This window comes from Mesonia ostreae (genome assembly GCF_031845265.1).
Taxonomy (GTDB): Bacteria; Bacteroidota; Bacteroidia; order Flavobacteriales; family Flavobacteriaceae; genus Mesonia; species Mesonia ostreae.
This window is the reverse complement of the sequence record NZ_JAVRBG010000007.1, coordinates 169589-193907: the sequence shown is the minus strand read 5'-3', so window position 1 is coordinate 193907 and position 24319 is coordinate 169589. Positions and strand designations below refer to the sequence as shown.

25 protein-coding genes are annotated in these 24319 nt (G+C 36.1%); 11 read left to right on the top strand and 14 right to left on the bottom strand.

What is annotated here, in order from left to right; all coding sequences use genetic code 11:
• The first annotated feature begins 101 nt into the window (after nucleotides 1-101).
• Entirely contained in the window at nucleotides 102-1790 is a 1689-nt protein-coding gene (locus tag RLT85_RS09040; RefSeq protein ID WP_311401705.1) for an ABC transporter ATP-binding protein, read from the top strand.
• Between the two features lie 2 nt (nucleotides 1791-1792).
• Nucleotides 1793-2650 carry a sterol desaturase family protein gene (locus tag RLT85_RS09035; protein WP_311401704.1) on the top strand — a complete coding sequence of 286 codons (858 nt, stop codon included), beginning with the start codon at nucleotides 1793-1795 and terminating at the stop codon, nucleotides 2648-2650.
• Nucleotides 2651-2657: 7 nt separating this feature from the next.
• Here RLT85_RS09035 and RLT85_RS09030 read toward each other — a convergent pair whose 3' ends face one another.
• The 10 genes from RLT85_RS09030 to trhO form a co-directional block, all read right to left on the bottom strand.
• Nucleotides 2658-3113 (bottom strand): GNAT family N-acetyltransferase, encoded by a 456-nt coding sequence (locus RLT85_RS09030; RefSeq protein WP_311401703.1) that lies wholly within the window; start codon nucleotides 3111-3113, stop codon nucleotides 2658-2660.
• 46 nt (nucleotides 3114-3159) lie between these two features.
• On the bottom strand, nucleotides 3160-3537 hold the full coding sequence (locus RLT85_RS09025) for a PH domain-containing protein (RefSeq protein ID WP_308863290.1): 378 nt from the start codon (nucleotides 3535-3537) through the stop codon (nucleotides 3160-3162).
• A 2-nt stretch (nucleotides 3538-3539) separates the two neighbouring features.
• Nucleotides 3540-4193, bottom strand: a complete 654-nt coding sequence (locus RLT85_RS09020) for a CoA transferase subunit B (RefSeq protein WP_311401702.1) — start codon at nucleotides 4191-4193, stop codon at nucleotides 3540-3542.
• A 40-nt stretch (nucleotides 4194-4233) separates the two neighbouring features.
• Nucleotides 4234-4386 (bottom strand): hypothetical protein, encoded by a 153-nt coding sequence (locus RLT85_RS09015; RefSeq protein ID WP_375712345.1) that lies wholly within the window; start codon nucleotides 4384-4386, stop codon nucleotides 4234-4236.
• A gap of 396 nt (nucleotides 4387-4782) precedes the next feature.
• Nucleotides 4783-5481 (bottom strand): CoA transferase subunit A, encoded by a 699-nt coding sequence (locus RLT85_RS09010; protein ID WP_311401701.1) that lies wholly within the window; start codon nucleotides 5479-5481, stop codon nucleotides 4783-4785.
• Between the two features lie 12 nt (nucleotides 5482-5493).
• Nucleotides 5494-7821: a penicillin-binding protein 1A gene (locus tag RLT85_RS09005; protein ID WP_311401700.1), complete on the bottom strand. Its 2328-nt coding sequence runs from the start codon at nucleotides 7819-7821 to the stop codon at nucleotides 5494-5496.
• Nucleotides 7822-7831: 10 nt separating this feature from the next.
• Nucleotides 7832-8323 (bottom strand): gliding motility lipoprotein GldH, encoded by a 492-nt coding sequence (locus RLT85_RS09000; RefSeq protein WP_311401699.1) that lies wholly within the window; start codon nucleotides 8321-8323, stop codon nucleotides 7832-7834.
• Complete coding sequence (locus RLT85_RS08995) at nucleotides 8316-9560, bottom strand: PSP1 domain-containing protein (RefSeq protein ID WP_311401698.1); 1245 nt, start codon at nucleotides 9558-9560, stop codon at nucleotides 8316-8318. Before RLT85_RS08995 ends, RLT85_RS09000 begins: the two co-directional genes overlap by 8 nt.
• 273 nt (nucleotides 9561-9833) lie before the next feature.
• Complete coding sequence (locus RLT85_RS08990; RefSeq protein ID WP_311401697.1) at nucleotides 9834-10136, bottom strand: hypothetical protein; 303 nt, start codon at nucleotides 10134-10136, stop codon at nucleotides 9834-9836.
• A 50-nt stretch (nucleotides 10137-10186) separates the two neighbouring features.
• Nucleotides 10187-11218 carry an oxygen-dependent tRNA uridine(34) hydroxylase TrhO gene (gene trhO / locus RLT85_RS08985; protein ID WP_311401696.1) on the bottom strand — a complete coding sequence of 344 codons (1032 nt, stop codon included), beginning with the start codon at nucleotides 11216-11218 and terminating at the stop codon, nucleotides 10187-10189.
• A 446-nt stretch (nucleotides 11219-11664) separates the two neighbouring features.
• On the opposite strand from trhO, the gene recA reads away from it, so the two are divergent.
• From recA to RLT85_RS08965, 4 genes are all read left to right on the top strand, one after another.
• Entirely contained in the window at nucleotides 11665-12690 is a 1026-nt protein-coding gene (gene recA, locus RLT85_RS08980; protein WP_311401695.1) for a recombinase RecA, read from the top strand.
• 132 nt (nucleotides 12691-12822) lie between these two features.
• A complete protein-coding gene (locus RLT85_RS08975; protein WP_311401694.1) occupies nucleotides 12823-13239 on the top strand; it encodes a hypothetical protein in 417 nt (138 codons plus the stop codon).
• Nucleotides 13240-13245: 6 nt separating this feature from the next.
• On the top strand, nucleotides 13246-13788 hold the full coding sequence (locus RLT85_RS08970; RefSeq protein ID WP_311401693.1) for an RNA polymerase sigma factor: 543 nt from the start codon (nucleotides 13246-13248) through the stop codon (nucleotides 13786-13788).
• Between the two features lie 3 nt (nucleotides 13789-13791).
• Complete coding sequence (locus tag RLT85_RS08965) at nucleotides 13792-15399, top strand: outer membrane beta-barrel protein (RefSeq protein WP_311401692.1); 1608 nt, start codon at nucleotides 13792-13794, stop codon at nucleotides 15397-15399.
• 105 nt (nucleotides 15400-15504) lie between these two features.
• Here RLT85_RS08965 and RLT85_RS08960 read toward each other — a convergent pair whose 3' ends face one another.
• Nucleotides 15505-16248, bottom strand: coding sequence for a lysophospholipid acyltransferase family protein (locus RLT85_RS08960; protein ID WP_311401691.1), 744 nt, complete (start codon nucleotides 16246-16248; stop codon nucleotides 15505-15507).
• 66 nt (nucleotides 16249-16314) lie between these two features.
• On the opposite strand from RLT85_RS08960, the gene trpS reads away from it, so the two are divergent.
• Nucleotides 16315-17283 carry a tryptophan--tRNA ligase gene (trpS, locus tag RLT85_RS08955; RefSeq protein WP_311401690.1) on the top strand — a complete coding sequence of 323 codons (969 nt, stop codon included), beginning with the start codon at nucleotides 16315-16317 and terminating at the stop codon, nucleotides 17281-17283.
• Between the two features lie 100 nt (nucleotides 17284-17383).
• Here trpS and RLT85_RS08950 read toward each other — a convergent pair whose 3' ends face one another.
• From RLT85_RS08950 to dprA, 3 genes are all read right to left on the bottom strand, one after another.
• Nucleotides 17384-17929 (bottom strand): hypothetical protein, encoded by a 546-nt coding sequence (locus RLT85_RS08950; RefSeq protein WP_311401689.1) that lies wholly within the window; start codon nucleotides 17927-17929, stop codon nucleotides 17384-17386.
• Between the two features lie 123 nt (nucleotides 17930-18052).
• A complete protein-coding gene (locus tag RLT85_RS08945) occupies nucleotides 18053-18454 on the bottom strand; it encodes a hypothetical protein (protein ID WP_311401688.1) in 402 nt (133 codons plus the stop codon).
• A 61-nt stretch (nucleotides 18455-18515) separates the two neighbouring features.
• Nucleotides 18516-19613: a DNA-processing protein DprA gene (gene dprA / locus RLT85_RS08940; protein ID WP_311401687.1), complete on the bottom strand. Its 1098-nt coding sequence runs from the start codon at nucleotides 19611-19613 to the stop codon at nucleotides 18516-18518.
• Between the two features lie 105 nt (nucleotides 19614-19718).
• On the opposite strand from dprA, the gene RLT85_RS08935 reads away from it, so the two are divergent.
• From RLT85_RS08935 to RLT85_RS08920, 4 genes are all read left to right on the top strand, one after another.
• The gene (locus tag RLT85_RS08935; protein ID WP_311401686.1) at nucleotides 19719-20669 is read left to right on the top strand and encodes an HU domain-containing protein; all 951 of its coding nucleotides are present in this window, start codon (nucleotides 19719-19721) and stop codon (nucleotides 20667-20669) included.
• Nucleotides 20670-20712: 43 nt separating this feature from the next.
• Nucleotides 20713-21222 carry an acyl-CoA thioesterase gene (locus RLT85_RS08930; protein WP_311401685.1) on the top strand — a complete coding sequence of 170 codons (510 nt, stop codon included), beginning with the start codon at nucleotides 20713-20715 and terminating at the stop codon, nucleotides 21220-21222.
• A gap of 195 nt (nucleotides 21223-21417) precedes the next feature.
• Nucleotides 21418-23268 (top strand): peptidase MATCAP family protein, encoded by a 1851-nt coding sequence (locus RLT85_RS08925; protein WP_311401684.1) that lies wholly within the window; start codon nucleotides 21418-21420, stop codon nucleotides 23266-23268.
• Complete coding sequence (locus RLT85_RS08920) at nucleotides 23265-24311, top strand: glutathione synthetase (RefSeq protein WP_311401683.1); 1047 nt, start codon at nucleotides 23265-23267, stop codon at nucleotides 24309-24311. Before RLT85_RS08925 ends, RLT85_RS08920 begins: the two co-directional genes overlap by 4 nt.
• The last annotated feature ends 8 nt before the right edge of the window (nucleotides 24312-24319 follow it).

The following is a 24319-nucleotide window of genomic DNA, read 5'->3' as shown; positions in this document are numbered from 1 at the left end:
TCTAGCTCGGTTTCTCTTAATCGTTAAAAAGCCTTTAGAGCACTGCTTAACTTCAAATAATTTGTATTTTTCGGTTCACTTTAAAATCGATTGATTTCTTTATGCACCCACAAGAATTACTTAATGTAAAAGAACTGGAAGTTAGCTTTACCTCTAATGATTTAGAGAAGGTGGTGCTGCATGACATTTCGTTTCAATTGTATAAAAATGAAATTTTAGGCGTCGTGGGAGAGTCTGGATCGGGAAAATCGATTACGGCCTTGAGTATTTTAAAATTATTGCCTCCCATTGCCAAAATTAGCAAAGGAGAAATTCATTTTCTAGGAAAAAATTTAGCGCTTACTTCAGAAAAAGAAATGCAAAGCTTACGCGGAAATGAAATCTCCATGATTTTTCAAGAACCCATGAGCTCATTGAATCCCTCATTAACTTGTGGCTTTCAGGTACAAGAAATTCTTTTAAGGCATACCGGAATCACTTCCGCGGAAGCGAAACAAAAAACCTTAAAACTCTTCGAAAAAGTAAGATTACCCCGACCAGAAAGTATCTTTGGATCTTATCCTCATCAAATTAGCGGCGGACAAAAACAGCGGGTAATGATTGCGATGGCCATTGCTTGCAAGCCCAAATTACTCATTGCAGATGAACCTACAACCGCCTTGGATGTAACCGTGCAAAAAGAGATTTTAAGTCTCTTAAAGGAGCTGCAAAAAGAAACCGAAATGAGCATCCTATTTATCTCTCACGACTTGGCTTTGGTTTCTGAAATTGCCGATCGAGTGTTAGTCATGTTAAACGGATCTATCGTGGAGCAAAACACGACCAAAGAGATTTTTCATCATCCACAAAAGGAATATACCAAAGCTTTATTGGCGTCAAAACCGAATACTAAGGAACGCTTAAAACGTTTGCCTACGGTAAAAGATTTTATAGATAGAAAAGACCAAAGTGTTTTAGAAACTCTTCAAGAAAGAGAAGATAGACACGAAAAGATTTACAGTCAGCCTGCATTATTAGAAGTAAAAAATATAGAAAAAGAGTTTATCTCTAAGGCTGGGATTTTTCAAAAACCAAATACCGTAAAAGCGGTGAACGGCGTAAGTTTTAAAATTTACGAAGGAGAAACTTTGGGCTTGGTGGGAGAATCTGGCTGCGGAAAATCTACGCTAGGAGATGTGATTTTACAATTAACTCCCGCAACGGCTGGGCAAGTATGGTATAAAGGGAATGACATTACACAGCTTCCTAAAAAAGAACTTAGAAAACTGCGCAAAGAGATTCAGTTGATATTTCAAGATCCTTTTTCTTCTTTAAATCCGCGTATTCCAGTGGGAAAAGCGATTATGGAGCCTATGGAAGTGCACGGTTTGTATAAAAACAAAAAGGAGCGAAAAGCAAAAACACTCGAGTTATTAAAACGCGTAGGTTTGGAGGAAGAGCATTTTTATAGATACCCGCATGAATTTAGCGGCGGACAACGCCAACGGATTGGAATTGCGCGAACCATTGCGGTAGAACCCAAACTCATTATTTGTGACGAATCCGTTTCTGCTTTAGACATTTCGGTGCAGGCGCAAGTGTTAAACTTGTTAAATGAGCTGAAAGAGAAGTTTGGATTTACGTATATTTTCATTTCTCACGATTTGGCGGTAGTAAAATATATGGCCGACCAACTTTTAGTGATGAATAAAGGAGAAATTGTAGAACGCGGTGATGCCGATAAGGTTTATGCTCACCCAGAAAAGGAGTATACGCAAGAATTGATTAATGCGATACCAAAAGGATTGTAATTATGAAAGAGAAGATTACGCTAGACAAAGTGATGTCTAGTGCCCCAGATATCATTTTATACGCTGCGCCAGTTTTAATTGCACTGGCGCTAATCGAGTTTTATTTTAGCTGGAAACAGAAAAAAGAGCTTTACGAGAAGAAAGATTTTTTTGCTTCTCTAAGCATCGGACTCGTATCTGTGATTCAAAACCTGTTTATCAAAACCTTGTTGTTTGGATCGGTGATTTGGGTGTATAATATTGTGCCTTGGAGTATTCCCGTTAATTGGGCGACTAGCATTCTTTGTTTTATCGTGCTAGACTTTTTTAGGTATTGGGCGCATCGATTTGGGCATGAAACCAGTATTTTTTGGGCGACACATGTGACACACCACAATTCAGAAAAGTATAATTTATCTACCTCTTTCCGACTTTCTTGGACACAACAAATAAAAGTGGTTTTCTTTCTCCCGATAAGTTTTTTAGGGTTTCATCCCGTCATCTTTTTTATATGTCACCAAATTGCGGTTTTATACCAATTCTGGATTCATACCGAGTATATAAGAACGCTCCCAAAATGGATTAGCTATATCTTTGTAACGCCTTCTCACCACCGCGTACATCACGGAAAAAATGAACATTATTTAGATAAAAACTACGGATCTACCTTTATTTTTTGGGACAGAATTTTTGGGACTTTTCAACCGGAAGATGAACAAGCCGTCTATGGAATTTTAGAACAACCGAAACATTACAATCCCGTGAAACTGGTATTTCACGTATGGGTAGATATTTTTAAAAATATGAAGAGAGCAGGGAGTATTAAAAAAGCAACGCTTATTTTATTTCAATCGCCTAGCTCTTTAAAGAAGTATGAATAGATTTCCTTTATGCTTTGTTTTGATATTCCATCAAATATAAGTCGAAGCCTTTAGACCAATAGTCTTTTTCCACTTGCATCACTTTAAATCCATTTTTCTCGAAAAAAGGATACACCAATTGGATGGTGCGGACGATAATTTTTGAACTTTTCTTTTGTTGAAGAAGATGCTTTATTCGGTAGGCAATCAATTGATTTCCTATGCCTTTTCGTTGGTATTCGGGATGAATAAAAGCCCAACTTAAAATGCCTGTAGTTCCTTTTGTGTTTATTCCGCCGCAGCCTACAATTTTATGAGCAAGTTCTACCACAAAATAATCTTCGCGTTCCGTTTCTAAATAGGTGATGAGATCTCTTTCTTCTTCTACAGAAAAGTAGGTAGGTGTATTGAGTTTTAGAAGGGCTACTAAAGCAGGTTGGTCTTTCTCTCTATAAGCACGAATATGTATTGCGTTTTCATTCATAGGAGAAAGAGAAAAAATGAAATCTAGTCTTACCTAGAGGCTTTTCTTAAAGTACTTTTTGCGCTAGATAGCGTTGCACCTCGTACACATCAATACTTTTATTAAATTTTTTACTTACGGAAGGAAGGTCTTCACTAGAAATCCAAATCTTAAGTTCGGCATCTAGGTCAAAGGTTCCTGCGGTTTCTAAAGAAAACCTAGAGATGTTTTTGTAAGGCAAGGATTTGTATTCGGCTTTACTCCCCGAAAGGCCTTGCACATCAATTAGCACCAAACGCTTATTGGTAAACATAAAAGTATCTCGAAACAGTTTAAAACCTATTTCTATATCTTCTCCTTCTACCAATAAACGCCCGTATTTTTCAAGAAGTTTCTCTACAGAAACTTCACTAGAATTTCCTAGAATGCTATTGAATAATCCCATACTTAAAGTTTCATTTCGGGAATTTCTCCTTCGATAATTAAGGTACCTTCCGTAGCTTTTTGAATTTCTTCGGTGCTTACTCCCGGAGCTCTTTCTAATAGTTTAAATCCGTCCTCGGTCACTTCTAAAACTGCCAGATTGGTTACAATTCTTGTCACACATCCTACGCCTGTAAGCGGTAATGAACAACGTTTTAATAGCTTAGAATCTCCCGCTCTATTGGTATGCATCATCGCCACGATAATGTTTTCTGCGGAAGCGACCAAATCCATAGCGCCTCCCATTCCTTTTACCATTTTCCCAGGGATTTTCCAGTTGGCAATATCTCCGTTTTCGGCCACTTCCATCGCTCCAAGAATAGTAAGGTCTACGTGTTTTCCACGAATCATCCCAAAGCTCATCGCCGAATCAAAGAAACTTGCTCCTGGTAATGCGGTAATGGTTTGCTTTCCAGCATTGATTAAATCTGCATCTTCTTCGCCTTCAAAAGGAAAAGGTCCCATTCCTAGAATCCCATTTTCACTTTGAAACTCTACGTCTATTTCGTCATTTACAAAATTGGCTACCAAGGTTGGAATCCCAATTCCTAGATTAACATAATATCCGTCTTTTATTTCTTTCGCTATGCGTTGCGCTATTCCGTTTTTATCTAACATTTTTTCAATTTGAAAATTATACAATTTAATAATTTGAGAATTATGAAGCTTTACTCGAGCTTATAATTTTCGAAAGTATTCTTATAATTACTTCTATTTCTTCTACTAAAAATTTTGACGGAGCAGGATAACTTGAAGAAGCTTCACAAAGTTTTAACCAGTACAAGGTCTCATCTGCTTCCTTAGCCGAAATTTTTAATTTATGAATAAAATCTCTCTTACTCTCCGCATTTTGAGCTTCCTACACGTTTGCTCCTATGGAGGTCCCGCTTTTAAAAAGTTGAGAAGAAAGTTCTTACCTGTGGAGTTTTCTTAACTCTTCAGTATACTCCATTATAGCCAATGAAAAATCGAAACTTTTTTTTTCAATTATATTTTCTTTGTTATTTCTCATGTTCAAATTCAATCATTAACTTCTTTAAATTAATTTATAATGCCTCGATTTTCAAATTTTCTCATTTCTAAATTAACATATTAATCAAATTTCAAATTAACACATTGGTGCATCTTCAAATCGTGCTTTAGCGCATTTTGTAATTAACACATTGCCACATTAAAAAATTATCAAATTGGCACATTTTCAAATTAATTATTTCTCCCTCACGGTTCTCTGCTCTATTCTTTTTTCGTAATCTTTTCCTTGAAAAATGCGCTGTACATAGATTCCTGGAATATGAATTTGATTGGGGTCTAACTCTCCGGGTTTTACCAATTCTTCTACCTCAACCACGGTCACTTTTGCAGCTCCGCACATATTAGGGTTAAAGTTTCTTGCCGTTCCTTTAAAAATTAGGTTTCCGGCTTCATCACCCTTCCACGCTTTAATAAAAGCAAAATCTGCTTTATAAGCTTCTTCTAATACATACATTTTTCCATCAAAATCACGTACTTCTTTTCCTTCGGCTACTTCAGTTCCATAACCTGCAGGAGTAAAAATCGCAGGAAAACCTTGTTGTGCCGCTTGGCATTTTGCAGCTAAAGTACCTTGCGGAGTTAATTCTACATCCAACTCCCCACTAAGCATCTGGCGCTCAAACTCGGCATTTTCTCCTACATAAGAAGAAATCATTTTCTTGATTTGATTTTTCTTCAGCAATAAACCCAATCCAAAATCATCTACTCCTGCATTGTTAGAAATACAGGTGATGTCTTTTACATTTTTCTTTACCAATTCAGCAATAGAATTTTCAGGAATTCCGCTAAGTCCAAATCCGCCAAGCATAAAAGTCATTCCATCTTGAACGCCTTCTAAAGCTTCTTCTACATTATTTACTGTTTTTCTTATCATAAGAATATATTTTTAAAGATCTAATTCTTCTGTAATTTCATTTCCTTCTTCTGTCGTTGTATTTTCAGATGAAGGCGCATCACAATCAATATTAATACTAAGCTCTTCTGGTTTTTCAAAAGCCCCATCAGAAACTTTTAAGTCTTCATCTTCATACACTTTTTTCATATAAAGTCCCCAGATAGGTAGCGCCATCGTTGCTCCTTGCCCGTATCTTATTCCAGGAAAGTGAACGGAGCGGTCTTCTCCACCTACCCAAACCCCAGTAGTTAAATTAGGTACAATCCCCATAAACCACCCATCACTTTGGTTTTGTGTGGTTCCCGTTTTACCAGCAATAGGGTTTTTAAACGCATAAGGATGACCTGTGACTACGTCTTTATAATAAGGAGGAGACCAAGTTGTTTTTAATCGCGTTCCTGAACCGCCTTGGGTTACACCTTCCATTAAATTAATAGTTACATAAGCGGCTTCTTCGCTCATAACGTCCCTGCTTTCTGGTACGTGTTGATAAAGCACCGTTCCATTTTTATCTTCTATACGCGTAACAATCACAGGCTTTACATAAACGCCTTTATTGGCGAAAGTGCTATAGGCCGAAACCATTTCAAAAACACTTAAATCTACAGATCCTAATGCAATCGCGGCAACAGGATCTATATTTTTGGTATCCATTCCCAATTTATCCAATAAATCGATAACTGGCTCGGGGCCAATTTTATCAATTAATCTCGAAGTAATGGTGTTTAAAGAGTTTGCCAAAGCGTACTTAAGACTCACCATTCCTCCATATTTTCCACCACTATTTTTTGGCGTCCAATCTTTAGTTACCCCGTGTTTACCTGCAGGAATTGTGTGTAACGTATTAGGAAGTTCATAACAAGGTGAAAGGTGCAATTGGTCTATTGCCGTTGCATACACAAAAGGTTTAAAGGTAGAACCTACCTGTCTACGTGCTTGTTTTACGTGTTCGTATTTAAAATGACGCAAATCTATACCACCAACCCAAGCTTTTACTTCTCCAGTTTGAGGTTCCATTGACATCATCCCTGCATTTAAAAAAGATTTATAGTAAAGAATGGAATCTCTAGGTGTCATAATCGTGTCCTTTTCTCTCTTTTCATTCCAAGCGAAAACAGACATGGGAGTTTTTTTGTCGAAAGAGGCTCTTATTTTTTCTTCGGAAATTCCTTTATCTTTCATTTCCCACCAACGCACACTATTTTTCATGGCGCGTTCTACAATGCGCTCTTCTTCTTCGGAAGAAATTTGTCTAAACGGGGCAGTTTTATTTTTCAGGTTTTGCTTGTCAAATTCCCGCTGAAGATTTCTCATATGCGCTTCTACCGCTTCTTCTGCATACGATTGCATTCTATAATCGATGCTTGTATAGACTTTAAGACCATCCCTATAAATGTTATAGGTTTCTCCGTTTGCCTGCGGATTTTCTTTTGCCCAATCTTTTAAAAAGTCTCTTAAATACATTCTAAAATAAGTAGCTAATCCAGATTGGTGACTTTCGGGACGGTATTCTATTTCTAAAGGAAGATCTTGCAGCGAATCTTTCTTCACTTCAGTAATAAAACCGGCTCTTTCCATTTGCTTTAGCACCACATTTCTCCTGTTGGTAACTCCTTCAGGATTTCTACGCGGATTGTAGAGCGAGGAATTCTTAAACATTCCCACTAATACTGCTGCTTCTTCCACTTTTAAATCTTGTGGATCTTTTCCGCCGAAATAAATTCGGGAAGCCGATCTAATTCCGACTGCATTGTTATTAAAATCATAGATATTAAAGTACATCGCCAAAATTTCCTGTTTGGTATAACTACGTTCTAGGCGAACTGCAATTACCCATTCTTTCACCTTTTGCGTTACCGCTTCAAAAATATTACTAGACCTTACACCTGTAAATAATTGTTTCGCTAACTGCTGTGAAATCGTACTTGCACCCCCATTAGACCCTAAATACGCAACGGCTCTAAGAGTTCCTTTTGCATCAATTCCTGAATGATCATAATAGCGTTCGTCTTCTGTAGCAACTAATGCATTAATTAAGTTTGTAGGAAGCTCTTCGTACTTGATAGGAGTGCGATTCTCATTATAGTATTTCCCTAAAGTTTCTCCGTCTGAAGAAAAAACTTCTGTAGCCAAATTGGTTTCGGGATTTTCTAGCTGTTCAAAACTTGGCATCTCTCCTAACATTCCCCAGCCTGCCATTAAGAAAATCGCCACCACTAATAGGACTCCCAAAGCAAAAAGCTTCCAGAAAATACCAATATACTTTCCAAAGGAATTGGTTTCCTTTTTCTCTTTTTTGTTTGATTGTGTTTTTGCCACTTTTTAGGTGTTAATTAATTGTTTTTTCTATTCTAAAGCCTATTTCTAAAATCCCTTCTAATTTTTGTATTCCTTCTACCTCTCCGTTTTCACGCATCGCTTGTTCTAGAGTAATGGTATACGTTCCTTCTTCCAAAAACCTCACATTTTCTTTATACCAAAGCTTATTTTCTTTAATTTCTCCAGCGCCCGCTCCCATAAGCTCTCCATTAGGGTACGCCATTTCATATTCTAGAGTATCGGTAACCTGTTTCCCATTAGGAAATTTCATATTCGAAATTAAGAAAAGATTATTATACTTATATGCATTACTATTTCTAACGTTAAAAAATAGGTTATACGTCTGTAGACTATCTAAATTTTTTATTTCAAATTCTACCACCGAGTCTTTGGCCCAAGCGCCAGGAATACTTTTATATTGATCATAAACCTGCTTAGAGTCACAAGAAAATATACTTATAACGAATAAAATACCTAAGAATCTTCCTCCTAGTTTACGCATCTTTAGAAGGGTTATTTTTTTTGTTATTTGATTTTTTTCGCGGTCTCTTTTGTCCAGTTTTTGGATTTGGGTTAGAGTTTGCGTTTGCCTTCGCTTTTTGTGGCTTTCTTTTCTTTTTTCTTCTCTTTTTAGGCTGAGATGTTTTGGGTTTATCAAAACGGGTTAAACTATCTTGCCCCACTACATTGCTAAAGTCTACTTCTATTTCTTGTTGGAGTTCAATTGCAAATTCTTCTAAGCTTGCTACAGGTTTTTTATCCTTTGCAGCCTGAATGATGGTTTTAGCTTGATCTGTTGTAAGCTCGTGCCAGTTCATCCACTCGCCTTCATAGGCGTACCATAAAGAACCTTTAAAAATATCTATTTTTTGGCAAACTGCAGTTCCTTTTTGCGTTTGTAACTTGGTGTCTTGCCTAGGAAATTCTTTAAGCGCATCTAAATACGAATCTAGTTCATAGTTTAAACAACATTTGAGCTTTCCACATTGTCCCGCTAATTTCTGCGGATTTAAAGACAATTGTTGATATCTAGCTGCAGAAGTAGTAACGCTTCTAAAATCTGTTAACCAAGTAGAGCAACACAACTCCCGACCACAAGAACCAATACCGCCAAGACGGGCAGCTTCCTGTCTAAAACCTATTTGTCGCATTTCTATACGAGTTCTAAACTCTTGTGCGAATTCCTTAATTAAAAGTCTAAAATCCACTCGTTCTTCAGCCGTATAATAAAATGTAGCTTTTGAAGCATCTCCCTGAAATTCAATATCGCTAATCTTCATTTTTAACTGAAGTCGGATGGCAATCTCACGAGCACGAACCTTCATAGGCTCTTCTCGTTCTCTTGCCGCTTGCCATATATCAATATCTTTTTGAGAGGCTTTTCTATAAATTTTTAGTACTTCTTCACTATCTACTTTAACGCGCTTTTTTTTCATTTGTACGCGAACCAATTCCCCCGTAAGGGTGACTACGCCCACATCATGACCCGATGAAGCTTCTACTGCCACCACATCGCCCATACTTAAAGTAAGGTTTTCTGTATTTTTGAAGAAATGTTTTCTTCCGTTTTTAAAACGAATTTCTACACAATTAAAAGCTTCTTGCCCATTAGGCAAGCTCATATTTGATAACCAATCGAAAACGGTGAGTTTATTACATCCATCGGTTCCGCAGGTCCCATTATTCTTACATCCTTTAGGCTGACCGTCTTTCCCAGTCGAGCAACTTCCACATCCCATATTTATTTATATATTGAAATTCATACTGCGTTGATCCCTATACTAGTTAAGCTTTTCTTCCTTAGCGGAATTAATTCCGTAAAGAAAAATACCACGCAATTGAATTGAAAATTAGTATTGCAATTTTTTACGCTGTAAATATACTAAAATTATGCCGAGGCTTTTAAACTAGAAGAAACAGAATGAAACGAAACTTTTGTTCTTTATGTTTTAGCGCTAGTGAATCTTTTATAGAAACACGCAGAAACACTTTAAACAATGCAAAATTTGGTATTATGAGGTGAAGATGAGGTAATTTAAGTAAATGGAAATCACTAAAAATAGCGTGCTTAATCCCAGAAGCAGCGACACCGTAGTTTTCTTTCTAACCCACAAGATGGTGACTAAAATAAATACGATAAACGGAGCTACAACTAAAGGAATGATGAACAATTGAAAAATTGCCCCAAAAAAAGCCGATAATTCAATACTATTTTTTCCTATATAAACAACAGCAAATAAGCCTAACATTACTGATAATGACAGCAATAAAAGCGCTATTTCTCCAAATTTTGATTTTTTAAGAATTACCTCCATAAAACTAAGGTAGTCTAAAATTGAACGCCAAGTAGATTTTAGTGAACATATTAGTCTTTAAACTTCAGCACTTTAGATCTTCCTTTTTTAAAGATTTTATTGCTATTATGTTTTCCTTTTCTTAGGGCTTTTTGCTCTTCATAAGGAAGCGCATGAACTTCTTTACATTCTTGAGAACAACAGTCGTCCATTTTTTCGGCGCAAGCTTTACACTGTATAAACAATAAGTGACAGGCTTCATTGGCGCAATTGATATGTGTATCGCAAGCTTCTCCGCACTGATGACATTTTGCAATCACATCTTCGCTAATTTTTTCGGCTCGGCGGTGATCAAAAACAAAATTCTTTCCTATAAATTTATTTTCTAGCTCCAGATTGTCTACTTGCCTGGCGTATTCAATAATTCCGCCTTCCAACTGAAATACATTTTTAAAACCTTTATGCTTGTAATAGGCACTCGCTTTTTCGCAACGAATTCCTCCCGTGCAATACATCACCAAGTTTTTATCTTCTTTATGCTCCTTTAAATCCTCTTCAATAAGATCTAAAGAATCCCTAAACGTATCCACATCTGGTGTAACGGCGCCTTGAAAATGACCAATCTCACTTTCATAATGATTCCGCATATCAACAAGGACGGTATTGGGATCGCTAATAAGTTCATTAAACTTTTGAGCGTTAACGTGAATTCCTTTTTGAGTCACATCAAAAGTTTCATCTTGTAAACCATCGGCTACAATTTTATCCCGCACTTTCACTTTTAACTTCAGAAAAGATTTTACGTCGTGTTCTATGGCGATATTTAATCGTACTCCTTCAAGGAAATAAATTCCGTCAAGGAAATTTTTAAACTCATGAAATTGTTTCGCAGGCACCGAAAGCTGCGCGTTAATTCCCTCGTGAGCCACGTAGATTCTCCCTAGGACCTCAAGTTGGTCCCAAGCCACAAACAAGTGGTTTCTAAAAAGTTCTGGATTGCCAATTTTGGCGTATTGATAAAAAGAAAGCGTTAAGCGGTCTTCACCGGCTTCGTCTAGAAGTTGCGCTCTCTCTTGTGCACTTAGCTTATTGTACAGTTGCATGCTATACTAATTTTTTAAGTTATACAAAGTTTTGAAGCCGCAAAGATACTACAAAAGGAATAAAAAAAAATGCCCGAAACTTTTGTTTGGGGCATTTTTTTGAACGGCTAATTCGTTATTAATTTTTTCGAAAAATCTAAAAAATTAAATAACGCTAGCCACCGTCCACTTTGCAACTACTCATAACACTTACAGTAGCTCCGCCTTGACGGGAATTCAAAATCAAATTTTTCTTAAGAGATCTCATAAATGTTCTCCTTGCTTTTAAAGTAGATGCAAAAAAATTAAAAAGGTTGCGTATAATACCTATTTAACAATTAGAAATCACTTTCATACTCGTTCGTTTTCTTTAATATACTTCATAATTAAACCATTATAAGATTGTCACGAAGCAAAACTTATAGTACTTTAGCAGCACTTGAAGTTAATACAGAAAGCGACAGATTATGAGTAAAGAAAAGAACAACGAAAAAGAAAAAGAAGCAAAACTTAAAGCCTTAAAGCTAACGCTAGATAAGCTAGATAAGACCTACGGAAAAGGAGCCGTGATGAAAATGGGAGATCAATCTGTACAGGATGTAGAAGCTATTCCTTCAGGTTCTTTAGGCTTAGATTTGGCCTTAGGAGTACAAGGTTATCCTAGAGGTCGTGTGATTGAAATTTACGGACCGGAATCTTCTGGTAAAACCACATTAACCCTTCACGCTATTGCAGAAGCTCAAAAAGCAGGAGGTATTGCCGCTTTTATTGATGCAGAACACGCCTTTGACCGTTTTTATGCTGCAAATTTAGGCGTAGATATTGAAAACTTAATTATCTCTCAACCCGATCATGGGGAACAAGCTTTAGAAATAGCCGATAATCTTATTCGCTCTGGTGCTATAGATATTATTGTAGTCGACTCCGTTGCGGCCTTAACTCCAAAAAGTGAAATAGAAGGAGAAATGGGAGATTCTAAAATGGGCCTTCATGCAAGATTAATGTCACAAGCTTTAAGAAAATTAACGGCTTCTATTAGCAAAACCAAGTGTACCGTAATCTTTATTAACCAGTTACGTGAAAAAATTGGGGTTATGTTTGGAAATCCGGAAACCACTACAGGTGGTAACGCGTTAAAATTCTATTCTTCGGTTAGATTAGATATTAGAAGATCTACCCAAATTAAAAATAGCAACAGTGACGTTTTAGGAAATAAAACCCGGGTAAAAGTCGTGAAAAATAAAGTGGCTCCGCCTTTTAAAATGGCAGAATTTGACATCATGTATGGCGAAGGAATTTCTAAAGTAGGAGAGATTATAGATATTGGCGTAGACTATGAGATCGTAAAGAAAAGCGGTTCTTGGTTTAGCTACGAAGACACTAAATTAGGTCAAGGTAGAGATGCGGTTAAAGCACTTTTAAAAGACAATCCAGATTTAATGGATGAGCTGGAAGCTAAAATTACCGAGGCTATTAAAGTAGCGAAAGCTTAGAAGAATCTTATTCTTACAATTAAAAAAATCTCGCTCTTGGCGAGATTTTTTCGTTTGTTACGCAACCAATCTGATAATTAAACATCTATAGAGAAACCCTTGTTCTGTATTTTATAAAGAGCAGATTATCTTATGAAAAATTTTACCCTATTTATTATACTTCTTGTGACGCTCGCAAGTTGTAGCAGCGATGATATTGACGATGTTGATTTTACGTATGAATTGATGCCTATAAGTATGGCAAATATCCCAGACACACTAACCTATGGCGAAAATTCAATTATTACCTTAGATTATCTGCGTCCTTCCACTTGCCATGCATTTGCTGGTTTTAATGTTATCGAAAACGAGCAAGAAATTACATTAAGTATTCTAAATACTGTGGTGCAAAACGGTTCTAATTGTGAAAATTTAGACAATGTGACCGCAAGTGAGAATTTTGAATTTTTAGTAGAGCGAGAAGATTATTATATTTTTAAAATCTACGAAGGAATAGATGAAGAAGGAAATGAAGTATATTTAACCAAAGAAGTAATGATACAGCTATAAAGATTTATGAGTATTGAGAAGCTTATAAAAGATTGCAGAAAGCAAGATTTAATGTCACAGGAAAAGTTATACCATCTTTTCTCTCATAAGCTTTTTGCCGTTTCTCTAAAATACTCTAGAAATTACGCTGAGGCGGAAGACAATTTACAAGACGCATTTATCACAATTTTCCAAAAAATGGAGCAGTTCCGTTTTAAAGGCTCTTTTGAAGGATGGATGAAGAGAATTGTGATCAATACAGCTTTACAGCGTTATCGCAAACAGCATGTTTTTGAAATTGTAAATGAAGAAAGTATAGAACAACCCGAAGTTGAACTTGACGAACAGAGTATTCCACTCAAGTTTTTACTTCAAATTATACAAGAGTTGCCAGATCGCTACCGCATGGTTTTTAACCTGTATGCCTTAGACGGTTATTCTCATAAAGAGATTGCAGAAACCATGAGTATTTCTGCAGGCACCTCAAAATCGAATCTTGCACGCGCAAGAGCTATTTTAAAACATAAAGTGGAAGAAAGTCAAAAAAAAAATAACGTACAGTCTATTTAAAAGATGAGTGATAAGAAAAATATAGATCGTTTATTTCAAGAGAAGTTCAAAGATTTCGAGGCTTCTCCGCATAAGCGTGTATGGAAAAATATTGAACAAGAATTAAGGAAAGATAAAAAGAGGAGGTTTATTCCTATTTTATGGTATAAAGTTGCGGGAGTTGCTGCAGCTATTACATTGCTTATCTTTTTAGCAAATTCTGTTTGGCAAAATAAAGAATCAGAGGTAGTAAATGCTTCTCCTGAAAACAACGAAGTTTTAGAAAATGACGCCAACAATACCATTATAAATTCTTCGGAAGAAAAAGCGAAAGAGAATTTCGTTTCTACTGAAACCGTCTCTCCAAGAGAAAATGAGAACACGAAAGCAAGAAAAGAACCAGAAAATCAACGACTTGTAGAAAACGCTTCTAATTCTAAAGATTCAAACTTTACAAATCAAAACGTTGATTCAGAAACAGGGAAGAAGAAAAAAATAGAGCTGTCCAATTCTTCTTCAGATAAAGAAAAGTCGGGTGTAACAGCAAACCAAGAAAATATCGCTTCCGCGGAAGCGCAAACAAAAGAGAAAAAAGTTGGAACTGAAATTGCTTCATACTCCAAAAATGAAATCGCTCTTAGCGAAGATTCAAAATCTAAAAAAGACTTAAATGAAATCGCTGACAAAAGCCTTATGAATAATGCTAAAAATCTCAAAAGAGAAATTTTAGATGAAGAGATTGCTGTAACAGGAGAAGGAAAAAAATCACAAGACGTTAAAGAAATCGTCGTTACAAAAGTTAATCAGGATAGCATTTTCAGCAAAGAAATCTTAGAAGAAGAAAATGCTTTGGCACAACGCGAAAGAGAATTAAAGGAAGAAAATCTAGAGGATAAAGAAAACATTGAAAGTGAAACTTTTAATCGTTGGAATATTAGACCTAATGTTTCTCCTGTATATTATGGAAATTTAGGTAATTCAGGAAGTCCTATAGATTCTCAGTTTTCTAATAACGATGCTTCTGGAGAAGTGAGTATGGCCTACGGTGTAAATTTTGCCTACTCCGTATCAAAAAAATTAAAAGTACGTACGGGAGTAAGTAAAGTACAGCTTAATTATAGCACCAATGATGTGGCTTTTACCTCCTCTGTAAAACCCATAGGACTTTCGGGAGTAGATGCCAACGCGAGAACTAGAAACATTCAAGTGGTTTCTCGTCCTGCTCAAAACATTCCATCTAGTTCTTTGAGACCAGACATAAACCCTTACACTTCTGGCGCTTTAAAGCAGCAAATTGGCTTTATAGAAGTACCTATAGAAATTGAATATGCGCTTTTAGACACGCGTTTTGGAATTCATATTGTTGGAGGTGCCAGCAGTCTTATCTTAAATGAAAACGAAGTGGCGGTATCTTCTGCAGAAGGAGTGACTAATCTTGGAGAAGCAAATAATCTTAATAAACTAAGTTTTAGTACCAACTTAGGAGTAGGCTTTGGTTATGAAATTTCAAAAAAATTAGATTTTAATGTAGAGCCTACCTTTAAATATCAAATCAATACGTTTACAGGCAATACCAATGGTTTTAAACCTTACTATTTTGGGGTATACACAGGAGTAAACTTTAAGTTTTAGTAAAGCTTCTTCTCATTGAAGTAATGATGCGAAAGAGATTGTCTAAAAAATTAAACTGTCTTTCTGAACCTGCCCGTACCCTTCAGGCGGGTTTATTTCAGAATCTCATAAAATGGGTTTAGCTTCCAATTCGGTTAAAATGGCTTCTCTAACCTCTTGTTTTAATTTTGCTTTATTTTCTTGCGTATAGCCTTGAGGTGAGAAAAAAGGAAGAATTTTCGCTCTCATCTTACCCGGACTTCCGCTAAAGAACCTATACGAAAACCGCTTTTTATTATCATAAAATACCAGGGGAACAATGGGAGTTTGATGTTCTATTGCCAATCGAAAAGCGCCGTCTTTAAAAGAGTCTAAAAGCAAGTTTTCATCATCGGAGACGCCTCCTTCAGGAAAAATACAAATGCTCACTCCTTGGCTTAACCTGCGTTGAGCTTGGTTAAACACCTCTTTTCGGCTATGCATACTCTTACGGTCTACCAAGATGCAGGTGCGTTTGTAGAAAAATCCGAATAAAGGAATTTTAGTCAGCTCTTTTTTTCCTACAAACACAAACGGATTTTTTACCGCGTGCAACATCATCATAATATCCATCATAGAGGTATGGTTGGCGACAAACATATAACTATGACCTTTTTGAAGCCTTTCTGCTCTTTCTACACTAGGTCTAAATCCCATTCCGTAGATAATGATTCTAGCCCAAAACCTAGCCACCACAAAGAACTGAGTATAAAATTTCTCTTTCGAGGTAAACAATAGCAAAAGTGGAAATAGCACTATAATGGGAATTCCCATAAGTACATAAAACCAGATTCGCCAAAGCAAAGTCACTGCATTTTTTAAAATCCTCATTTCTCAAAAATATAAAAATGTATTCAGCAAACTCTATAAATAAAGTACCTTTACAAAAAAAATATTATGTCTAGAATACTAACGGGCGTACAAAGTACAGGTACACCTCATTTAGGAAACCTTTTGGGTGCTATTATCCCAGCCATAGAAATGGCAAACGATTCTAAAAATGAATCGTATTTGTTTATTGCAAATATGCACACCTTAACTCAAATTAAAGATGCAAAAACGCTTAAACACAACACCTACTCGGTGGCGGCAACTTGGCTTGCCTTTGGTCTAGACATTCACAATACCGTATTTTACAGACAAAGCGATGTGCCGCAAACCACAGAATTGACCTGGTATTTAAGCTGCTTTTTTCCGTACCAACGTCTTACGTTAGCACATTCTTTTAAAGATAAAGCAGATCGATTAGACGATGTTAATGCTGGCTTATTTAGTTACCCAATGTTGATGGCAGCAGATATTTTATTATACGATGCAGAGCTGGTTCCTGTAGGGAAAGACCAAATGCAACATATAGAAATGACGCGCGATGTGGCCACACGTTTTCATGCGCAAATGGGAGAAACTTTTGTTTTGCCTGAAGGTAAGATTCAAGAAAACACCAAGTATATTCCGGGAACAGACGGCGGAAAAATGAGTAAGTCTAGAGGGAATTACCTCAACCTTTTTGAAACCGATAAGAAACTGCGCAAGCAGGTGATGAGCATAGAAACCGATAGTACTCCTCTTGAGGAACCTAAAAACCCCGACACCTGTAACGTGTTTAATTTATATAAAGTAGTCGCTTCCGCGGAAGAAATTAAAGAAATGCGAGCTAATTATGAAGGCGGAAATTATGGTTACGGTCACGCCAAGCAGGCTTTATTTGATGTCCTTGTTGAAAAATATGCCGTACAAAGAGAAAAGTATACTTATTATATGAATAACCTGCATGAAATAGATGCCGCTTTAGAAACTGGAGCTCAAAAAGCACAACAAACTGCTAATGAAGTGTTGAATAGAGTGAGAACAAAATTGGGATACTAGTAAATAGAGGTTAGACCGCTTCGCTTTTAGAAGATAGAAATTAGATAGAAAGCCGCTTCAGTAAAATTGAAGCGGCTTTCTTATTTTTACAAAATAAAAACTACAAGTTAAATCCTAAATTAAGCTGAATCATAATGGGAAACCAATTCCCATTTCCCTTGGTGTCAAAATAGTAAATGGTACCCACATCAAAAAGCAAATGAAACTTTCCGTAAGAACGCTGAATTCCCCAAGTAGGCCCCACAGCAAAATCATAATTGGAAGTTCTATCAAAATTACCTTCTATAGTTTCTCCTCTGGTATAAATTCTTCCTGAAATAAAATTACCCGAATTGTTAGCCGTTTTTTTATTCTTGGCTAAGCGTTTTTCAAAATTATAGAAAAACTTGTATTGTAGATCTAAAAAGGGCGTAAACAAATACCTAAAACCAGAACCATTTCCAGATAAATCTGGATAAGATCCTCCGTAAGCTACACCTAAACCTGCAGAAAGCGTAGAGGTATTTGATACCGCATATTCGTATTCTACTCCTGGACTTAAAAAGTTTATACGTAATACATTCTCTGTAAATTCTTGCTGCTCTTCTTGTGCATTTATCCCAAATACAGTTATGACGCTTAAGAATATTAGTAAATAAAATTTCATTTATTGCTTTTTAAAGTTTTTAATAATAATATTCTACAACATACTACCTATTAGCTAACTCTAATACTTAGCAAGTATAGATAGATTAAAGGGTAATTTTTAAATTTAAAACTACCCTTTAATCTAAACTTTCACATAAACTTCAATAGTATCAGGGTCATCTAATGAATAGAGTTTAAATCTTTTATAATCATCGTAAAACTCTATTACAACCTCTCTAGTTTGATCATTAAAATTAAGTTTAAATTCATTTTGATCTATATACTCCCAAACACCGTTAATTTCAAAAACTTCGCAATCTGAAAAATCATCTCCGTAAGAGAAATAGTAATCATACTGGTTATTTTCAAAGAATGTGACTTTTGTTGCAAATTCACAAGCTTCTATTCCATCAGGTTCTCTAGAAAGCAAACTCCATTTCCCAAGAATTGCCTCTTGAGCCATAATAACTGAATTGTTATCATCATCATTAGAGCATCCCCCTAGAGCTATAAGTACAACTAAACAGTAAATTAATTTTTTCATTATGTTTTATTTCTGTTAAAGCTGCAATATATATATATATATATATTCCGAAATAAAACTTCTAAATTACCTCAAATTGTTTTCCAGGCAAGGGTCTTACCACTCCTTTAAGTTCTAAACTCAATAAAATAGGATTCAGTTTAAACGTAGGCATATTACAGCTTATGGCAATTTCATCCATTTCTGCTTTACCAGATTTTTGCAAATTCTCCAACACCAATTCTTCTTGTGGGGAGAGATCTACAAAAAGTTGAGCTTGCTGCTTTTCTTTATTTTCAATATCCCAATTAAGTACATATACCAAATCGGCGACACTGCTTAAAAGTCGGGCTTGCTGAGTTTTTATGAGGTTATTGCAACCTCTACTTAATTGATCGGTAACTCTACCGGGAACCGCAAACACTTCCCTGTCGTAAGAATTGGCAATATCTGCCGTGACGAGCGAACCTCCTTTTTCGGCGCTTTCTATCACAATCGTCGCTTCACTCATTCCGGCGATGATGCGGTTTCTTTTTAAAAAATTTTTTCTATCAAAGTGGGAACCGCTCCAAAAATCAGTCATAAATCCGCCGTGATTCATGACCTCAGCTTCATATTTGGCATGTACTTTAGGATAGATTTGATCTAGGCCGTGTGCCAAACAAGCTATGGTTTGCAAGTTATTGGCCATAGCTGCTTTATGAGCACAAATATCGACTCCGTATGCAAAACCCGAAACAATCACAGGATTTAATGGCGCCAATTCCTCAATGAGTTGTTCACAAAAAGCAATTCCGTGATTGGTTACTTTTCGAGTTCCAACAATACTAATGATCTTCTTGTGTTTTAAATCTATGTTCCCCTTCTGAAATAATAAAATAGGCGCATCAATACAATGTTTTAAATAGCTAGGATAATTTTTGTCTTCAAAATAAGAAACCTCAACCGCTTCCTCTTTAATAAACCGAAGCTCTTCTTCTGCCTCTTCCAAAAGAGAAGCTTCGTGTAAACTTTTAATTTTTAGCGAACCAAAACCTTCAATAAGCTCAAGCTGCTTTTTGGGGGTTTTAAAAATTGCTTCGGCAGAACCCAATTTCCGCAGTAATTTTTTAGCAGAAATATCTCCGATGTTCGGTACTTTCTGCAACGCTAGTAAATAAATCAATTCTTGTTCACTCATAGTCTTATAGGTGTCTCTCTAAAATTACGTAAAAACATTTGTTAATAAACTTTTGACATCTAATTTTTCTTCTTGAAAAAAACACTTACTTTTGTTATAATGAGAATGGAGCACTACATAAAAGATTTATTATACCGCTACGAATGTGTGGTGATACCTGGATTTGGGGGTTTTTTAACTCAAAGGAAATCGGCATATTTAGATCATGAAAATCAGCAATTTGTAGCGCCTTCTAAGCGCATCTCTTTCAACAGACAACTCATTGAAAACGACGGAATTTTAGCTAATTATATCGCTAAAGCGGAAGACATTAGTTATCAAAAAGCCGTAGATAAAATCAATGTATTTGTAGAACAGCTTTCAGAATCTCTAGCCAAACAAAAAGAAATCACTTTAAATGAAATTGGTACTTTTTATCAAAGAGAAGATAAAATCTTATTTCTTGTAAATGACCGTGAAAATTTCTTATTAGATTCTTTTGGTTTACAAGCTACCGCGGCCAATTCCGTAAAGGAAAAACTTGTAGAGAAATCGATAATACAAGAAGAAAGTATAGAAACTCCTATCAAAGAAATTTCTTTACAAGAAGCTATTGTTCAGCGGAGTACCTCTAAATACGCGTTTGTAAAATACGCTGCAGTAGGAATAATCGCCTTGGGTGTCGCTGGTTTAATCGGTGCCAATTGGTACGGCCAAAATGTAGAAGAACATAACTTGGTAGAGCAACAAAAAGCAAATAAGCAAGTAGAGCAACACATACAAGAGGCTACTTTCGTAATTCAGAACCCGTTGCCCGAAATTGTATTTAAAGTAAAAACAGAAGTAGGAAATTACCACATTGTAGCGGGAGCATTTAGAGAAAAAGAAAATGCGCTCAAAAAAGTAATTCAGCTAAAAGAGGAAGGTTTCTCTCCACGAGAAATTGGCGCTAACAAATACGGCCTGCATCAAGTGGTTTATGGAAGTTTTGAAACCAGACGAGAAGCCTTAAACAAACTTCGAGAAGTAAAACGTACGCACAATTCTGGCGCTTGGCTTTTGGTGAAAGAACTTTAATCTCTTCTTAACATTCAGAACCCTATCTTTGCAAAAAAATTAGATGGAGGCAAAACACCCTAAAGATTCAAAAACCATAGTAACCGATTTAGTTTTACCTAGTGAAACCAATCCCTTAAACAACCTTTTTGGAGGAGATCTTCTTGCTAGAATGGATAGAGCGGCCAGTATTGCTGCTAGAAGACATAGTAGACGAATTGTGGTTACTGCTTCTGTAAATCATGTGGCTTTTAAAAAAACCATCCCTTTAGGAAGTGTAGTTACCGTAGAAGCCAATATCTCTCGCGCTTTTAAGACCTCTATGGAAGTGATTTTAGATGTATGGATTGAAGATCGCGAAAGCGGAATTCGCTCTAAAGCAAATGATGCAATATACACCTTTGTGGCGGTAGATGATGGTGGTTTTCCTATTGCCGTTCCTCCCTTAGAACCCGAAACCGAATTCGAGAAAAAGCGCTTTGAAGCTGCTTTGCGCAGAAAACAACTCAGTTTAGTCTTGGCAGGTAAAATGGATCCCAAAGAAGCTACCGAACTAAAAGCACTTTTTGAATAAATAGGGCAACTATATTCGTTAGCAATTCTAAAAAAAAGCTTAAGAAGCTTTGGCTTCCTCTTAAATTAAAGCCAAAGTTGATTTTACTTGGTCATATACCGCCGTTTTATTTCTAATTTAACAGAAGAAAATGATTCCTATCACTGTGAATTATTTTTTATCTAACTAATTAATTGAAATAAAATACGCTTACGAATGCTTCAAATTTCGAGTTTTTCAGAAGAATCCATACAAAAGATTTTAACAAAGCTTGAAGGTTCTTCTAATGTGAATTGTGAATTACCAGGAAATGGATGGATGCATATTGAAGACAACCTTCCCTATCTTGTTATTTATCGTCAAAAGAACGAAGACACTGGGATCAAAAAAATGATCAATAGCGGCGGAGCTTATCTCGTTATTGGAAACGAAGATTTTGAAGGCTATCAACGACTCTTAAAAGCACTTTCGCACCAGCTGTCTAGTAAATTTGGTTCTTATATGTTTTTTGAGATGTATTTGGGTCCTATAGAAAGTAGAACCTTTTATATTAAAGGACCTTCCAAAAAAATCTCTACTACCTTAGAACTTTTAAAGAAAGAACTTCTTAAATCTTCTACTTTATCTGAAGAAATTACGCTTTCAGCAGAAATAAAAAATGAAGAAAACCGTCAAGCGGAAGGAGATCTTCCTCTTATTTCAATTAAAGATGCTAAAGACACCGGAAGCTTATGGGTTGGACTAGAAATTCCGCCAATATTTAGGGATCACGAATATCATTTGTATCCTTTATTTTTTAGAAAATTTAGAGATTTCTTGGTCAATGCCGTTCAAAAAGCTGTATTTGATTTTATACGGGTACAAACCACAGATCCTATTAAAAGTTATTATGCTTTAGGACGCAAAAGTCTAAAACATAAAGTATTCGAAATTGATAAAGAGCTGGCAGAAATTGAAAAATCTTTTCAATTTCTTTGGTTGGTCTCTCCAGTAAATATTCAAAACATAAAACAAACTTTTTTTGAGAGTAACTATGAGAAAGTACTAGATTACCATTATCGTTTGCTTCCCATAGACCCCGATATTTTAAAACGAAAGCTTTACGATTTAAGAATTGAAGACATTAACGATCCTGCGATGTCTTATATTTTCCACGAAAAAAGGGAAGAGCTAGATCAACAAATCACCATGCTCAACGAAAGAGGGAGCAAAAATTTCTTTTACAGCAGCATAAGACTTTATAAAGGAATTGACAATGAAATTTGTGAACAAGCAGAGTTAATTCTTCAAGACATTTCAGAAACCGAAAAAACGCATACCAAACACAATTGCGATGCTAGTTATTTTCGGAAATTGGCGCATCAAGAATTTGAGTATTTTAAAAGTCAAGATGATCAGTTTACAAGTAAAGTTCATTTAAGAGATGACGTTAACATTATGATGGTCTCTCAGGGTGAATTGTACATTCCTAGCGATTATGAAATGAGCGCAAGAGAGGCGCAAGCTTTAATTCAACACGAGGTAGGCACGCACGTACTTACCTATTACAATGGGGGAAAGCAACCTTTGCAGCAATTAAGTGTAGGCTTGGCAGATTATGACACGCTACAAGAAGGTCTTGCTGTAATGGCCGAGTATTTAATTGGAGGACTTACCGCCAACCGCTTACGTACGTTGGCAGGAAGAGTTGTTGCAGGAAAAGCTTTAATGAATGGAGGCGATTTTCAGTCTATTTTTAGACTACTTACAAGTGAAAAAGGCTTTTCCGCAGAAAATGCATTCAACATTACCTCTAGAATTATGCAAGGAGGCGGATTTATAAAAGATATTATTTATTTAAAAGGTTTAGTGCTTTTACGAAATTATTTGCAAGAAGGAGGAGCTTACGAACCGCTACTGGCAGGGAAATTTAGTTTAAAGCATTTGGAGGTTGTAAAAGAACTTACCGAAAGACAAGTTTTACATCCGCCAAAATTAAGCCCTAGTTATTTAACGAGTGAAAGTGCCAAGAAAAGACTACAACTAATCAGAGATGGTTTACCCATTTCACAAATGATCAACCCATGAAAATATGTTTCGTATTAAATGACGTGCACGAAGAAAACTACAACAGTTCTGTAGTATTAATGCACAAGGCGCATCAACGCGGCCACACCGTTTTAATGATGGATGTGGGAGATTTTAATTTCACCCATAATGAACCGCTAAGTATTTACGTGCTTCAGGTTCCCACATCGATAAAAACAAAATCGGCGAAAAAATTTATTGAAGACATCAAAAAGGCTAAGCTTAAAAAGAAAAAGATGTCCTCAAAAAATGTAGATGTACTTTTTATTAGAAATAATCCTACGGAAGAGGTAGATCGCAAATGGGCAGAACACTCAGGAATCGCTTTTGGAAAAATGATGCAGCAAGAGGGTGTTTTGGTGCTCAATGATGCCTATGCGCTATCCCATGCTTACATTGATAAACTTTATTTTGAAGAGCTTCCCTCAAGCATAAAACCAGATTCTATCATCACCCGAAAAAAGGAAGATATCTTAGAATTCTACGAAAAGCAAAATAAAAAAATGGTGCTTAAGCCTCTAGAAGGATCTGGAGGAAGAGATGTTTACCTCATCGATGAAAATGAGAAGAATCTTAATCAAATTATAGAAACTTTGCTCAATCAAGGTTACGTAATTGGACAAGAATTTTTACCCGATGTGAGTGAAGGAGACGTGAGAATTTTATTGATGAATGGAAGACTTATCGAACGCAATGGGAAACATTCCATGATTAGAAGAAAAATGGGCGAAGGCGAATTTAGAAGTAATTTTAATCAAGGTGCTACCGCACAAGCGGTAAAACTCACTAAAGATTTTGAGAAAATTATAGAAATAGTCGCACCCAAATTAATTCAGGATGGATTATTTTTTGTAGGCTTGGATGTGGTAAAAGACAAACTCATTGAGATCAATGTACTTAGCCCAGGTGGTTTAGATTATTTTAGTGAAATAGATTATCCAGATTTTGGCGACGAAATCATCGATGCTATTGAAAGAAAATTAAGTTATAAAGAAATGTATGGTCAACATTTTTCAAATCGAATTTTGGCCACTATGGATTAAAAATAAAT